The sequence below is a fragment of the Ensifer sp. KUDG1 genome (genome assembly GCF_050434285.1).
In the GTDB taxonomy this organism is placed as follows: Bacteria; Pseudomonadota; Alphaproteobacteria; order Rhizobiales; family Rhizobiaceae; genus Ensifer.
Genome location: NZ_JBNDIG010000001.1, coordinates 1,086,728 through 1,101,328 on the forward strand (window position 1 = coordinate 1,086,728; position 14,601 = coordinate 1,101,328).

The 14,601-nt window shown below is 63.4% G+C and carries 10 protein-coding genes; 3 read left to right on the forward strand and 7 right to left on the reverse strand.

The features are described from left to right. Positions 1 to 21 precede the first annotated feature (21 nt). On the forward strand, positions 22 to 2,976 hold the full coding sequence (locus tag M2267_RS05415; RefSeq protein ID WP_429112999.1) for a bifunctional [glutamine synthetase] adenylyltransferase/[glutamine synthetase]-adenylyl-L-tyrosine phosphorylase: 2,955 nt from the start codon (positions 22 to 24) through the stop codon (positions 2,974 to 2,976). A gap of 60 nt (positions 2,977 to 3,036) precedes the next feature. Here M2267_RS05415 and M2267_RS05420 read toward each other — a convergent pair whose 3' ends face one another. After that, positions 3,037 to 5,364 (reverse strand): PAS domain-containing sensor histidine kinase, encoded by a 2,328-nt coding sequence (locus tag M2267_RS05420; protein WP_043625732.1) that lies wholly within the window; start codon positions 5,362 to 5,364, stop codon positions 3,037 to 3,039. 286 nt (positions 5,365 to 5,650) lie between these two features. After that, positions 5,651 to 8,299, reverse strand: coding sequence for an aminopeptidase N (gene pepN / locus M2267_RS05425; protein ID WP_429113001.1), 2,649 nt, complete (start codon positions 8,297 to 8,299; stop codon positions 5,651 to 5,653). Between the two features lie 429 nt (positions 8,300 to 8,728). Here pepN and M2267_RS05430 point away from each other — a divergent pair, with 429 nt between their 5' ends. After that, entirely contained in the window at positions 8,729 to 9,667 is a 939-nt protein-coding gene (locus M2267_RS05430; protein ID WP_043625738.1) for a DMT family transporter, read from the forward strand. A gap of 8 nt (positions 9,668 to 9,675) precedes the next feature. Here the strand turns inward: M2267_RS05430 and M2267_RS05435 are convergent, their stop codons facing one another. The 5 genes from M2267_RS05435 to M2267_RS05455 form a co-directional block, all read right to left on the reverse strand. Then, positions 9,676 to 10,968, reverse strand: coding sequence for an MFS transporter (locus M2267_RS05435; RefSeq protein WP_402323061.1), 1,293 nt, complete (start codon positions 10,966 to 10,968; stop codon positions 9,676 to 9,678). Positions 10,969 to 11,165: 197 nt separating this feature from the next. Then, positions 11,166 to 11,321, reverse strand: a complete 156-nt coding sequence (locus tag M2267_RS05440; RefSeq protein WP_156134296.1) for a hypothetical protein — start codon at positions 11,319 to 11,321, stop codon at positions 11,166 to 11,168. Positions 11,322 to 11,394: 73 nt separating this feature from the next. Next, a complete protein-coding gene (locus tag M2267_RS05445) occupies positions 11,395 to 11,571 on the reverse strand; it encodes a hypothetical protein (protein WP_156134297.1) in 177 nt (58 codons plus the stop codon). Positions 11,572 to 11,748: 177 nt separating this feature from the next. Then, on the reverse strand, positions 11,749 to 12,633 hold the full coding sequence (locus tag M2267_RS05450) for a uracil-DNA glycosylase (protein ID WP_429113004.1): 885 nt from the start codon (positions 12,631 to 12,633) through the stop codon (positions 11,749 to 11,751). 97 nt (positions 12,634 to 12,730) lie between these two features. Further along, the gene (locus tag M2267_RS05455; protein WP_043626896.1) at positions 12,731 to 14,029 is read right to left on the reverse strand and encodes an Hsp70 family protein; all 1,299 of its coding nucleotides are present in this window, start codon (positions 14,027 to 14,029) and stop codon (positions 12,731 to 12,733) included. Positions 14,030 to 14,485: 456 nt separating this feature from the next. On the opposite strand from M2267_RS05455, the gene M2267_RS05460 reads away from it, so the two are divergent. Beyond that, positions 14,486 to 14,601: FAD-dependent oxidoreductase (locus tag M2267_RS05460; protein WP_429113048.1), on the forward strand; the 116-nt coding region annotated here is incomplete at its 3' end.

Genomic DNA, 14,601 nt, shown 5'->3' on the forward strand with positions numbered 1-14,601 from the left:
CTCCGGCCAGAGGGAGACGGCATGCAGGAACAGGTGCAGAAGTGCTGGGCGGTCGAGACGGCACCGATCCGTCCGGCCACACAAGCCGATGCCAAGACAGCGCTTTCGGTGTTGAAGGATATGGCCAAGGGCCACGAAAAGGTCGCAAGCCTGCTTGCGTCCGACACGCCGTTCAAGACTTTCATCGTCTCGGCGTTTGCCCTTTCCCCATTCCTGCGCGATACCGGCGACAGCCGACCGGCCATTCTCGAAGAACTTCTGTCGACCGAACTCACGGGCTTCCTGAGCGAGCGCGTACGTCGCGCCCGCGATGCCTGGAAGCCGAACGAGGGCGGCGCGGCATTGCCAGATACGGAGATCATGGCGCGGCTGAGACGCGCCAAGCGTGAGCTCGCCTTCGCGGTCGCTCTCGCCGATCTCTCCCGCCATTTCGACGGGCGCGAAACCACCCGCTGGCTCAGCGAATTCGCCGGTGCGGCCGTCTCCGCGACGATCGACCACCTGCTCTTGAGCGCGCACGAGAGCGGCAAGCTGAAGGTCAAGGATGTCGCAAACCCGAGCGCCGGTTCCGGTGTCGTCGTGCTCGGCATGGGCAAGCTCGGCGCCTTCGAGCTCAACTATTCCTCCGATATCGACCTCGTCGTTTTCTACGATCCGCAGTCCGGCATCATCGTCGACCGCGACGATGCCTCGGAAACTTTCGGCCGGTTGCTGCGCCGCCTGATCCGCATCCTGCAGGAGCGCAGCGGCGACGGATACGTCTTCCGCACTGACCTGCGCCTGCGCCCGGACCCGGGTTCGACGCCGCTGGCGATCCCGGTCGAAGCGGCGATGCTCTATTATGAAAGCAGGGGGCAGAACTGGGAGCGCGCCGCCTTCATCAAGGCGCGGCCGGTCGCCGGCGATATCGAGGCCGGCGAGCACTTCCTCAAGGACCTGGTCCCCTTCGTCTTCCGCAAATATCTCGACTATGCGGCGATCGCCGACATTCATTCGATCAAGCGGCAGATCCATGCCCACAAGGGGCACGGTGAGATCGCGGTCAAGGGCCACAACATCAAACTCGGCCGCGGCGGCATCCGCGAGATCGAGTTCTTCGTCCAGACCCAGCAGTTGATTGCCGGTGGCCGCATGCCGGACCTGCGCCAGCGCGCAACCGAGCCGATGCTGCGGGCGCTCGTCAAGGCCGGCTGGATCGACGAGGAGACGGCCGACGAACTTGTCGAGGCCTATTGGTTCCTGCGCGATGTCGAGCACCGGATCCAGATGGTGCGCGACGAGCAGACCCATGTCCTGCCCGAGACCGAAGCGGAGCTCAAGCGCATCGCCTATATGCTCGGCTTCGAGGATACGGCCGCCTTTTCCAAGGCGCTGTCGCGCGTGCTCAAGACCGTCGAGCGCCGCTATGCCCAGCTCTTCGAACAGGAAGCCAAGCTCTCGACCGAGACCGGAAACCTCGTCTTCACCGGCCAGCGCGACGATCCGGACACGCTGGAGACGCTGAAGAAACTCGGTTTCCAGCGGCCTTCGGATATCTCCCACACGATCCGCACCTGGCACTATGGCCGCTACCGCGCCACGCAGTCGGTGGAGGCGCGCGAGCGGCTGACCGAGCTGACGCCGGAGCTGCTCCGGGTCTTCGGCGAAAGCCGCCGGGCCGACGAAGCGCTGCTGCGGTTCGACAACTTCATCTCCGGCCTGCCGGCGGGTATTCAGCTCTTCTCACTGCTCGGCAACAATCCCGGCCTCCTGTCGTTGATCGTCAATGTCATGTCGTCGGCGCCAAGGCTTGCAGAAATCATCGCCGCGCGCCCGCACGTCTTTGATGGCATGCTCGATCCCGGCCTGCTCGCCGAACTGCCGACGCGGGAGTATCTGGCGCCACGCATCGCCAATTTCGTCGGCGGTGCACGCCATTATGAGGAGGTGCTCGATCGCCTCAGGATCATCGCCGCCGAGCAGCGCTTCCTGATCGGCATCCGGCTTTTGACCGGCGCAATCTCCGGCGCGCAAGCCGGCCGCGCCTTTACCGATCTTGCCGACCTCATCATCGCTGCGGCGGTGAAGGCGGTCGAGGATGAAGTCCGCTCCGTTCATGGCGATTTCCCCGGCGGCCGTATCGCCGTCGTCGGGATGGGCAAGCTCGGCAGCCACGAGCTGACCGCGGGCTCGGACGTCGACCTGATCCTGCTCTACGACTACGACGAGACGGCAACGGAATCCGACGGCGCCAAGCCGCTCGATCCGACGCGTTACTTCACGCGGGTGACGCAGCGCCTGATCGCCGCACTTTCCGCGCCGACGGCGGAAGGCATTCTCTACGAGGTCGACATGCGGCTTCGTCCCTCTGGCAACAAGGGGCCGGTCGCAACCAGGATCAACGCCTTTGCCAAGTATCAGCGCGAAGAGGCCTGGACCTGGGAGCATCTGGCTTTGACCCGGGCGCGCTGCATCTGCGGCGACGACCGGCTGATGGCCGAGGCCAACGGGATCTTCGCCGAGATCCTCGGGCGCAACCGCGATGTTGCCAAGGTTAGCGCCGACGTGATCTCCATGCGCGAGATGATCGATAGCGAGAAACCGCCGAGCGACATCTGGGACTTCAAGCTGATCCCGGGCGGCCTCGTCGATATCGAGTTCATCACCCAGTATCTGGCACTCGTGGCACCGGCCAAGGGCGTTCAGCCGCTGACATCGGGCACCAATACCGCCGACGCGTTGAAGCTGCTTGGCGATGCGCTGATGAACCCGAACGATCTCGATGTGGCGCTGGAGGCGCTGCATCTTTTCACCGAATTGTCCCAGATCGTGCGGCTTTGCATCGAGGGCGAGTTCGAGCCGAAGGAAGCGCCCGCGGGCCTGATTGACCTGGTCTGCCGGGCAGGGGACTATCCGGACCTGAAAACCCTGGAGGGAGACGTCCGCAGGCTTTCCAAGTCCGTGCGGCGCGTCTTCCAATCGGTCGTTTCGGGGTGAATGGGGCCGCGCGGAAAGCGGAAGGCGCACGGACGTCCGCGCGCTGATTGAGATCCTGCGTTAGGTTCGGTCCGGGATCCTGACCGAGATGATGGTCCCGACATTCTCGGTCGAGTGAATTCTCATGCTGCCGCCGTGCAGGCGCGTGAGTGAGCGCGAGATCGCGAGCCCCAGGCCGGATCCGCCCTTGCTCTTGGCGTACTGGCTCTGCACCTGTTCGAAGGGTTGGCCGATCTTCTGAAGCGCATCGCGCGGAATGCCGATGCCGGAGTCGGCGATGGTGAGCGTTACCGCGCCCGTCACCTTGCGTGCCCGAAGCGAAATCCGCCCGCCCTCATTGGTGAACTTCACCGCATTGGACAGGAGGTTGAGCAGCACCTGCTTCATCGCCCGCCGATCGGCGATCATCGTCAGGCCCGACGAGATCTGCTGCACCACGTGGATGTTCTTCTGCTCGGCCGGAATGGTGGTGAAGCGCAGCGTTTCCTCGATGAGGGGCGCGAGATCGATTGTCTCGCGGCTGATGCGCATGTGCCCGGCCTCGATCTTCGACATGTCGAGAATGTCGTTGATGACGTTCAAGAGATGCTTGCCGCTTTCATGAATGTCGCGCGAATACTCGTTGTACTTCTCCGAGCCGAGCGGCCCGAACATCTGGTTCTGCAGGATTTCCGAGAAGCCGAGGATGGCGTTGAGCGGCGTGCGCAGCTCATGCGACATGTTCGCGAGGAACTCGGACTTGGCGCGGTTGGCCGCTTCCGCGCGGTCCTTTTCGACCTGGTAGTTGGAGTTCGCCACCGAAAGCTCGGTCTTCTGCCGCTCCAGCGTCATGCGCGAGGCCGAGAGGTCGCCGATGGTGGCCATCAGCCGCCGTTCGGATTCGCGCAGGCGCACCTGGTGGCGCTTCAGGAGCGTGATGTCGGTGCCGACGGAAACAAGGCCGCCGTCGCGCGTGCGCCGCTCGTTGATCTGCAGCCAGCGCTCGTCCGCAAGCTGGACTTCGCTCGTCTGCGACTGGTTGCTGTGATCCGGGTCGGCGATCCGCCGCTCGACCACTGGCCGCGCTGCCGCCGTATGCACGGCGATGCGTTCGGTGCCGGGAACCAGCACATGATCCGGAAGCTTGTAGGCCTCCTGGAAGTGGGTGTTGCACATCACGAGGCGGTCGTGCTTGTCCCAGAGCACGAAGGCTTCGGAAGTACATTCGATCGCGTCTGCGAGCCGCTGGTCGGCCTCGGCATAGCGCTGTGCAAGCCGGTGCTGTTCGGTCACGTCCATGGCGATGCCGATCAGATGCGCCCGGCCAGAGGCGGTGCGGATAATCTCGGCGCGCGCGCGCAGCCACACATAGTGACCATCCGCATGGCGCATGCGGAACACTTGGTCGATCTGGCGCGCGTCGCCGCGGGCGATCGTGCGGGCGACGCTGTAGATGCCGTGATCATCAGGATGCATCAGCCGTGCGGCGTCGCCGAAGGAGAGCACGCTGCTCTCGCCGGGCATGCCGAGCATTTCGTACATCGAGCGCGACCAGAACAGCCGCCGGTTGGCGAGATCGAAATCCCAAAGGCCGCAGCGGCCGCGCGAGAGCGCCGTCTCGACCCGCAGGTTCGATTCGGCAAAGACGGAATCGGCATCGCGCGCGCGTTTTGCCTGGATGTAGTAGGCGTAGAGCACCATCAAGAGGATGGCCGAGATGCCGGCAAACAGCGTGACGTTCAGCGAAACCTCGTCTCGCCAGGTCGTCTCGAGCTGGGTGACCGGCGTTGCGGCCAGCACGACGCCAGCCGCATCGGGCAGCTGCGCCAGCGCCACGATGTGGTCGGCGCCGGCGATCGCCGTTTTCATGATGCTCGAATGCTCGCCGAAATATTGTAGCGTCGCGATGTCGGGCGCGGCCGCGGCGAGCGTGCGTCCGATGAGCGGGCCACCGCCTTCCGTGCTTGCGAAGATCCGACCGTCCTTGCGCACCGCGAGGATGAACGTGCCGGGATCGAGCATGCCGGTCGGCAGAAACTGGCTGAAGCGTTGCTCCGCCTCGGCGCGCCGGCCCTCGTCAAACAGCGCGACGCCATCCGTCTGGAAGGCGGCAACGGCGATCGCCGCCGCAAGGCCGACGGTCTGGCGCGAGCTTTCCTCCATGCGGGCGTGCTCGTCCATGATGCTGGACATGCGCGAAACCGCCACGATAATCAGGAACGCAATGATCAGGATCGGGATGGAGCGCTTGAGAACGGGCTCCGCGTTTGCCAGGCGGCGCGAAGCCGGCCCGGCAAAGATCTTCGCCTGCGAGATAAACTCCTGCTCCAGGCCGGTGACGCCTGGAAGCTTGAGTCGCAACCGCCCGTCGGCTGCGCTCGCTGGTCGCGCGTCCGCCATCTTTCCCAATGCTCTAAACCCTCTGATGATTCGGCGCGCCGCTCGCCCGAATCTGACTCAATGAATCACAGGGCGATTCGCCTTGTCCAGAGGCGCTGGTAAAGATTTGTTAACCATTTCTTATCGTTGGAAAATAATAGGCCGGGTCGCGCTACAGCGCCGCGCGTCTTGTTCAGACGCGCAAAGGTCGCTGTAACGCTTTGATTTGCCGCATGTCTTTTCCCTTAAATCGAGGACGATTTAAGGAGACATGCAGGTGCGGCCCGGCCCCAGGAAAATCAGGCTTTGGCGATGCTCAGGCCTTGAGCATGCGCTCGACGATGTCGCCGACATCGGCCGAAAGTTTCGATGCGCCGGCGATCTCCTTCAGCGCCTTGCGGGCATGCCCGGCACGCTTGTCCTCCAGCGAACGCCAGGAGCGCATGGAGGTCAGGATGCGGGCCGCAAGCTGCGGATTGCGCGGGTCGATGTCGAGGATCTGGCGCGCGAGGAAACGATAGCCTTCGCCGTCGGCGCGGTTGAAGCCGGTCGGGTTGGCAAAGGCGTAGGTGCCCACCAGCGAGCGCACGCGGTTCGGATTGTTGCCGTTGAACAGCGGCTCGTCCATCAGCGCCTTGATGCGATCGAGCGTCGCAGCGCCTGGGATCGTCGCCTGCACGGCGAACCACTTGTCGATGACGAGCGCGTTGTCGGCGAAACGCGTGCGGAATGTTGCAAGCGCCTCTGCCGCCTCGGCCGAATCCGGGAAGCGGTGCGCGAGCAACGCCAGCGCATGGCTGAGGTCGGTCATGTTGTTGGCCGCCGCAAAGGCCTTCGCTGCGCGCTCGGGCCCTTCTTCGGCCTGAACCAGATAGGTGAGCGCGCTGTTGCGCAGTGCCCGCCTGCCGGCGCTTGCCGCATCCGGGCTGAACTCGCCGCCGGAGACGAGCTCGTCGGCGAGCTTGAGGAAGGTGTCGCGTCCGGCGACGGCAACGGCCGTCAGGATCTGCTGACGGGCCGCGTGGATTGCGTCCGGATCGTTGTTGGTGCCGATCTCGCGGGCGATATCGGATTCGCTCGGCAGTGCCAGCGCCTGCGAACGGAAGGCCGGCTCCAGGCTGTCGTCGGCGGCGGCCCGGATCAGGCCGTCGATCAGCGCCTTGTCCGCGGTGACCGGCTTGCCGGCGCGGACATTCGCCGTCGCCTCGACGAGATTGGCAAGCGCGATGGCGTTGAGCGCCTGCCAGCGGGCGAAGAGGTCGCTTTCGTGGTGCGCGATCAGAGCGAGGTCGTCGGCGCTCTGCTCGATATGCAGGTTGATCGGCGCGGAGAAGCTGCGGTTGAACGACGGAACCGGGCGCGAGGGGATGCCCGAGAAGACGACCGTCTGCTTGCGCTCCGTCAGATGCAGGACATCGTCGGTCATGTCGGCGCCGGAAACGGCGGTAAGGGCGGCTTCGCTGCCGTTTTCGAGCAGCAGTCCCATCTTCAGCGGAATGTGCATCGCTTCCTTGGCGCTCTGTCCGGGCGTGGGCGGCACGGTCTGTTCGAGCGACAGGGTAAAGGTCTGCTTGGCGGCGTCATAGGCGCCCGAAGCGGTGACCAGCGGCGTTCCGGCCTGGTGATACCAGAGGGCGAACTGGCCCAGATCCCGACCGCTTGCCGCCTCGAAGCAGGCGACGAAATCCTCGATCGTCACCGCCTGGCCGTCGTGCCGGTCGAAATAGAGATCCATGCCTTTCTTGAACAGATCGCGGCCGAGAATGGTCGCGATCATGCGAGTGACTTCCGACCCCTTTTCATAGACCGTCGTCGTGTAAAAGTTGTTGATTTCGCGGTATTTTGTCGGACGCACCGGGTGGGCAAGGGGACCGGCATCCTCGGGGAACTGCTCCGACTTCAGATGACGCACTTCGGCAATGCGCTTGACTGCGCGCGAGCGCATGTCGGCGGAGAATTCGTGGTCGCGGTAGACCGTCAGGCCTTCCTTCAGGCAGAGCTGGAACCAGTCGCGGCAGGTGATGCGGTTGCCGGTCCAGTTGTGGAAATATTCGTGCGCGATGATCGCCTCGATATTGGCGTAGTCCGCATCGGTCGCCGTTTCCGGGTCCGCAAGCACGTATTTGTCGTTGAAGACGTTGAGGCCCTTGTTCTCCATGGCGCCCATGTTGAAGTCGGAGACGGCGACGATCATGAAGATGTCGAGGTCGTATTCGCGACCGAAGGCCTCTTCGTCCCACTTCATCGAGCGCTTGAGCGCATCCATGGCATAGGAGGCGCGGGGCTCCTTGCCGTGTTCGACATAGATCTTCAGCGCGACGTCGCGGCCGGACATGGTCGTGAAGGTATCCTCGACCACGCCGAGGTCGCCGGCGACCAGCGCAAAGAGATAGCTCGGCTTCGGATGCGGATCGAACCAGGCGGCGAAGTGACGGCCGTCGCCCATGTCGGCGCCGCCGAGATAGTTGCCGTTCGAAAGCAGGAGGGGAGAGGACGCCTTGTCGGCGATGATGTTGACCGTGTAGACGGCGAGTACATCGGGACGATCGGGGAAATAGGTAATGCGGCGGAAGCCTTCGGCTTCGCATTGGGTGCTGTAGACGCCGTTGGTGCGGTAGAGCCCCATCAACTGCGTATTGGTCTCTGGCGAAAGCAGCGTGGTGATGGTGATTTCGAACGGGGCGGTTTCGGGGAGGCCGCGGATCGTCAGCGTATCGTCGGCGACGTCGTAGAGCGACGTCGCAAGCTCTTCCTGGTCGAGCAGCAGGCCGGTCATTGTCAACTCGTCGCCATCAAGCACGAGCGGCGCGGCACTGTCGACACCCTCGCGGCGATGGAAGATCAGCCGGGCCTCGACCTTGGTCTCCTTCGGGTCTAGCTCGAAGGTCAGATCCACTCTCTCCAGAACGAAGTCGGTCGGCCGGTAGTCTTCCAGATGAATGATCTGGCCAGTATTTGTCCGCATGGTCAGTCCCGCTTGCACCGTTCTACTGGAGAATTTGTAGAGGGCGCCTGTGATGGTGAAAAGGCCAAGGGGCGAAAAGCTGGGCTGTGCCACACGATTGTGATGCCGGCGACCGCACTTCCGACAGAAAAGACATGGCGTCCGTTAATCTTCCCGCTCCCTTATCGGACCGATGTGTATCGAAGTGGGACTAACAAGACATGAATTGGAAAGGTTTTTTTCGGGGCAGCTAAAGAAAAGCCGGCCGTCCTACTGTCGAAGGTTAATCGATCAAGAAAAAACGTCATTCATCACGAAGTTTGATCCGACTTTCCTGCGAAGCGTCGCTAAGGTGGTGGGGTCCTGCAGCGGTTCTCTCCGCTGAAAAATCTCCAAACCAGCCCGCGTGCCTGCTGATTGCCGGTCAAGGCTGTTCGAAAAGTGCCCTCAATGAATGCGGAAGTCGAAAGCCCGATGAAAGGGATCCTGCTCAAGGTCCTTTCCGTCGTCATTTTCGTTTGCATGTCGACGCTGATCAAGGCGGCCGGAAACGAGATCGCCACCGGCCAGATCACCTTCTACCGCTCGGCCTTCGCCATGGTGCCGATCCTCGGCTATCTCGCTCTTCGCGGACAGTTGCGCGACGCTTTCAAGACCAAGGACATCACCGGCCATATCGCTCGCGGCTTCATCGGCATTCTCGCAATGAGCTTCGGCTTCTACGGTCTTGTGCACCTGCCGCTGCCTGAAGCCATCGCCATCGGCTATGCCATGCCGCTGATCGCGGTCGCCTTCGCCGCAATCTTTCTCGGAGAATCCGTCCGGCTTTATCGCTGGTCGGCGGTCGTCATCGGGCTCGTCGGGGTGATGATCATCACCTGGCCGAGGCTGACGCTGTTCGAAGAGGGGGGCTTCGGTTCGTTCGAGGCCATGGGGGCGGCCGCGGTGCTGGTCTCGGCGGCGCTCGGCGCCGTTGCGATGGTGCTGGTGCGAAAGCTCGTCAAGAATGAGCGTACCCACACGATCGTGCTCTATTTTTCGCTGTCGGCTTCGGTCTTCTCTCTCGCGACCTTGCCTTTCGGCTGGCCGTCGATTTCACGCGAAGCCTTTCTGCTCTTGATGTTTGCCGGTTTCTGCGGCGGTGTCGCCCAGATCCTTCTGACCGAGAGCTATCGCCACGCCGACATGTCGACGATCGCACCGTTCGAATACACCTCGATCGTGCTCGGCCTGATCATCGGATACTTCCTGTTCGACGATATCCCGACGGCCACCATGCTTGTCGGCACGGCCATCGTCGTCGGCGCCGGCATCTTCATCATCTTTCGCGAGCACCGGCTCGGCCTCGAGCGCCGGGGCGCCCGCAAGCATGTGACGCCGCAGGGCTGAGCCACGGCCTACGGTCGCGGGTTTTCCCAGGCCGGGACTGTGTCGTCGTCGATCAGCGGTTCCTGTGCCGCCTGCAGGGCAGCCGGGCTCGTCACATCGGGGCCGGGTGTCGGCATGACGCTCGTTGCCTGAAAGTCGGTCTTGACGACGAGCCCCTTGTGCTGCTCGCGCCGCAGAATGCGCCAGGCGGCATAGCCGCCATAGAGCGCGAAGTAGACGGCAAGGACGAGAAACAGCGCCGCCGGGCCGAAACGGTCCATGACCGGACCGACCATGAGCGGGCCGGAAATCGTGCCGAGCCCGTAGGTGATCATCAGGCCCGAGGACGTCTCGACATATTCGTTGGGCTTGGCAAGGTCGTTGGCATGCGCGACGTTCAGCGCGTAGATCGGGAAGAGAACCGATCCGACGAAGGCGGCGATGATATAGAGAACGGCGGGCTGGCTGCCGATCGATGCCGACATCACCAGGCACGAGATGACGCCGACGATGCCGCAGCCGACCATGACGATGCGCCGGTCGATCTTGTCGGAAAGACGCCCGATCGGGATCTGCGAGAGGGCGCTACCCGTCAATAGCGAGGCGAGCAATGTGGCGCCTTCCGCCGTCGAAAGTCCGATCTTCTGGGTGAAGACGCCGCCGAGGTTCAGCCAGGCGCCCGACAGCGCGCCGGCGAGGAAGCCGCCGACCACGGCAACCGGCGAGCGGCGAAAGAGGGCGGGGATATCGAACTTCGCCTGCGCCGGCGGCGCGGGCATGGGGGAGGAGGAGAGCGCCGTCGGCAGCAGCGCCAGCGAGAACAGCACGCTGCAAAGCATGAACAGCGACGTGTTGGTCGGATCGCCGAGTGGCACCATGTACTGCCCGCCGATCGTGCCGACCATCGTCGTGATCAGATAGAGCGAAAAAAGCAGGCCGCGGTTTTCATTGGTGACGCGCTCGTTGAGCCAGCTCTCGATGACGAGATAGCTGCCGGAGATGGCAAAGCCGGCAATGGCGCGAAACACGATCCAGGCGCGCCAGTCGACGATGAGGCCGCAGAGCAGGATCGCGATGGAGAGCAGGGTGATCAGCGCGGTAAAGACGCGCACATGGCCGACACGCAGTACGAATTTCGGCGTGACGACGCAGGAGAGCGTGAAGCCGACCGTATAGCCGGTGGCAATCACCGAGACCGTCAGCGTCGACCAGTTCTCTGCGACGGAGCGCACGGGGATAACATAGCTCTGCAGGCCGAAGCCGACCATCATGAGCAGGGTCGACACCATCAGGCTGAAGACGGAAGCGAGGCTGGCCAGCATCGGCGCTCCTGGAAACGTGGCGCTTCGTCATTTGTCCGATGACAAGCAAACGCAGATGGAGCGAGGAACGGTCTGGCAGGACCGGATGAGCCTGACACTCCTTAGTCGGGACGAGTGTGGCTCTATCCAGTTTTCTACGCCCTGTCGATTGCGACAGGCGATGGCAAAAAGGCGGTGTGTTTGTCTTCGGGCAGCGATCAGTTCGGCAGCAGCGGGCTCACGGCCACGCGATGGGCGCGGCGTGCATCCTGCTTGGTGCTGAGAACGGTATACTCGCGCGAGGCGCGCACGGCCGTACCGATGTCGGAGATCGAATCGAGCAGGACCTTGAGGCTGGCAATCGGCTTGGTCATGGGTTCGTTCCTTTCTTCGTGTCGGGTCAAACGATGCGTCACGCGATACGCAAGGCCGCGTATCGCGTGGGGATCAGCGCTGGATGAAGTCGGCGAAAATCTGCGCCGGACGGGTGGTCCGGGCGAGGCCGATCGCGGTCATCTGCTCGTTGGCTGCCGTGCCAAAGCGGTTGAACGGCGTCCGTTGAGCAGCGCCGGTGTGACGGAGCGTCTCAAAGCTGCTGTGGATCGGACGAAAGCGGGCAGTCATGGTTCAGTTCCTTAAATTCCATTCCTCCCGTGTCAATATATTGCGCTGCAACATGCCATTTTGCAATGCGTCAAAATGCGCCGCTGATATGCGCAGGCCGCATGGCTTTCTTCATACTTTGTTCATGAAACGGGCAGGCGGCCGCGAGTGCCATCCGGGCAGGCGCTTTCCTCGGGATCAGCCGTGAATGCGGGCCTTGAAGGCAAGCAGATCCTGCCAGACGAAGCGCTTGTTGATCGGCGCGGTTACCAGGTCCTGCGGATGCAGGGTGGCAAGTGTCGGCACGGTGATGCCGCCGATCGCAAGCTCGCGCCATTCGCCGCGAAGCTGGTGGATCGTGTCGTTGCCGCCGAAGAAGAAACGGGCGGTGAAATTGCCGAGCAGCAGCAGATGCTTGGGCTCTGCCAGTGCGATCTGGCGTTCGATGAAGGGGCGGCAGATGTCAGCCTCGTGCGCCGTCGGCACGCGGTTGCCCGGCGGGCGCCAGGGCACGACGTTGCTGAGCAGCACGCTTTCACGCGTAAGGCCTATGCCGGCGATCATCCGGGTCAGCATCTCGCCGAGGCGGCCGGCAAAGGGCTGGCCGTCGCGATCGTCGTCTGCATAGGGCATCGGGCCGACGATCATGATGCCGCGGGCCGCATCGCCTTCTGCAAAAACCAGATTGCGGGCGCTGTTCCTCAGATTGCAGCCAGCAAAACCCTCCATCGCTGTCCGGAGTTCGGCGAGCGACCGCGCCGATTCGGCGGCAAAGCGCGCCTCTTCGATCGCCTGCGCATCGGGAATGGCAACCGCTGGGGCGTTCGCCACCGGGGCCGGTGCGCGGGAAGGCGTGGGGGCAGCGGCCGCCGGTGTCTGGCGCGCAGCCGGTTGCGAGGCGGGTGCCTCCGCCCGGTTGCTGGTTGCCGTCGCGCGGGCACTGCCGCGCGCTGCCTTCATTGCCTCGAACTCGGCGAACCGATCGACCGGCTCCTCTTCCAGCAGCCATTCGACGCCCGCATCGCCGTGGAAGGCGAGGAGGGCGGCAAGCTGCGCCGGAGAGAGGTCGTGGGCGGAAATCATGGCCGCCAACCTAGCCCATAAGCGGCCGGACCGGAACCGCTTTTCCGGCGCTCGGCCCTCCTATCCAAGGTCATGCACATCGGGCCCGCGCGTCGCCTCAGGCCGCGTTCGCGGTCCAGTGGGCGATGTCTTCATGCTCGCCGATTAGCGCCAGGCCATGGGCGATCGACAGCAGTTCGCCGCCGCTCTCGATCCGGTCGGCATCGAAACGCCGCTCGAAGATGCCGCGTACGGCTGGAACGAACGAGGTGCCGCCGGTCAAGAACACCTTGTCGATCGTCTCGGGTGCCGTTGCGGTCGACTGCAGCACGTCGTCGAGTGCGCCTTCGATGCGGGCGAGCTCCGGTGCGATCCAGCCTTCGAAATCGCTGCGGCGAACGGTGCGGCGCGACATTTCGCCGAGCGGCGCGAAATAGAACTCGGTCTCGTCCTGCTTCGACAGCTGCATCTTGGTTGCCGAGATCGCGTTGTAGAGCGGATAACCTTCGTCATGTTCGATCAGGTCGACGAAGGCCTCCAGCTTTTCCGGCTCCAGGCTCTGGCGCACCAGCTTCTTCAGATCCGTAAAATCTTTCAGTGTCTTGAAGATCGAAAGCTGATTCCAGCGGCCGAAATTCGCGTAGTAGTTCGACGGCACTTCAAGCAGCTTGTCGAAGCTCTTGAACAGACTCCCCTTTCCGATCAGCGGCGAGACGACGTTGTCGATGATGCGGAAGTCGAAGTGGTCGCCGGCGATGCCAACGCCCGAATGGCCGATCGGGGTCGCCGTCAGGCGTCCGGCCTTGGTCTCGAAGCGGATCAGCGAATAGTCGGTCGTGCCGCCGCCGAAGTCCGCAACGAGCACCGTCGCATCCTGCTTCAGGTTCTGGGCGAAGTAGAAGGCCGCTGCCACCGGCTCGTAGACGTAATGCACTTCCGGGAAGCCGAATTCGGAGAGGGCTGCGCCGTAGCGCTCGAGCGCCAGTGCCGGGTCGGGGCTGGAGCCGGCAAAGTGCACCGGACGGCCGACGACGATGCGGCTGTACTGGTCCGCCCAGCCGTCGCCGGCATAGTCGCGCAGCTTGGTCAGGAACACGCGCATCAGGTCTTCGAAGCTGTGGCGCTTGGCAAAGACCTGCGTGCCCTGGAAGAGCGGGCTTGCGGCAAAGGTCTTGATCGACTGCAGGAAGCGACAGTCGCCGGGATTGTCGATGAAGGCGCGAATGGCGGCCTGACCCGCCTCGACCTTCAGCGCCTGGGCGCCAAGCTTGGCATCCTTCATGAAGGAGAGGGCAGTACGCATGGCGTCGGTCGAGCCGGCGAGGCTGTCGAAGTGCATCGAATGGGTCGTGTCGCCCGCGGCAACCGCCAGAACGGAATTGGTGGTGCCGAAATCAAAGCCGAGTGCCTTGACCATGAGTGTCTCCTTGCGTCTGGCGTCGCTTCGCCGCCCGGAGCCAGCCGGCAGGCGCGCGACGCAACATGAATTCCGTGGGCCGCTCTCAGGGATCGTTGGGCGGCCGGCTGCAAAGCCGAAAGACACGCCGTCCGGACGCCGAGAGGCGCCTTGCCGCGTGCCGATTGCGAATGGGGTGTGCCAGCGCGTACCGCTGGAAGGGTGCGGCGGCCTCCTCGCACGGCTCTTCGGCAAAAGCAAGGCCGCATGGCCCGTAGCTTCGCTGCGCGACAAATTGATATATTTACGTTTACGTACACGTCATATAGATATTTGCCCTATACTCATGACCTCATGCGCAAAAGCGGGCATCGTCTGTCGCATCCCGGCTCGACAAGCCAAACTGCATTTGCCATGACGGAATGATATGCCCTGGGAACTGAGCCGGCAGAAGACCGGTGAGACTGGAGAGACGGTATGACCGAACAAGACCTGCCCGAACGCGAGAGCATGGAGTTCGACGTTGTGATCGTGGGTGCGGGACCGGCGGGTCTTGCGGCGGCGATCCGGTTGAAGCAGGTCAATCCGGAGCT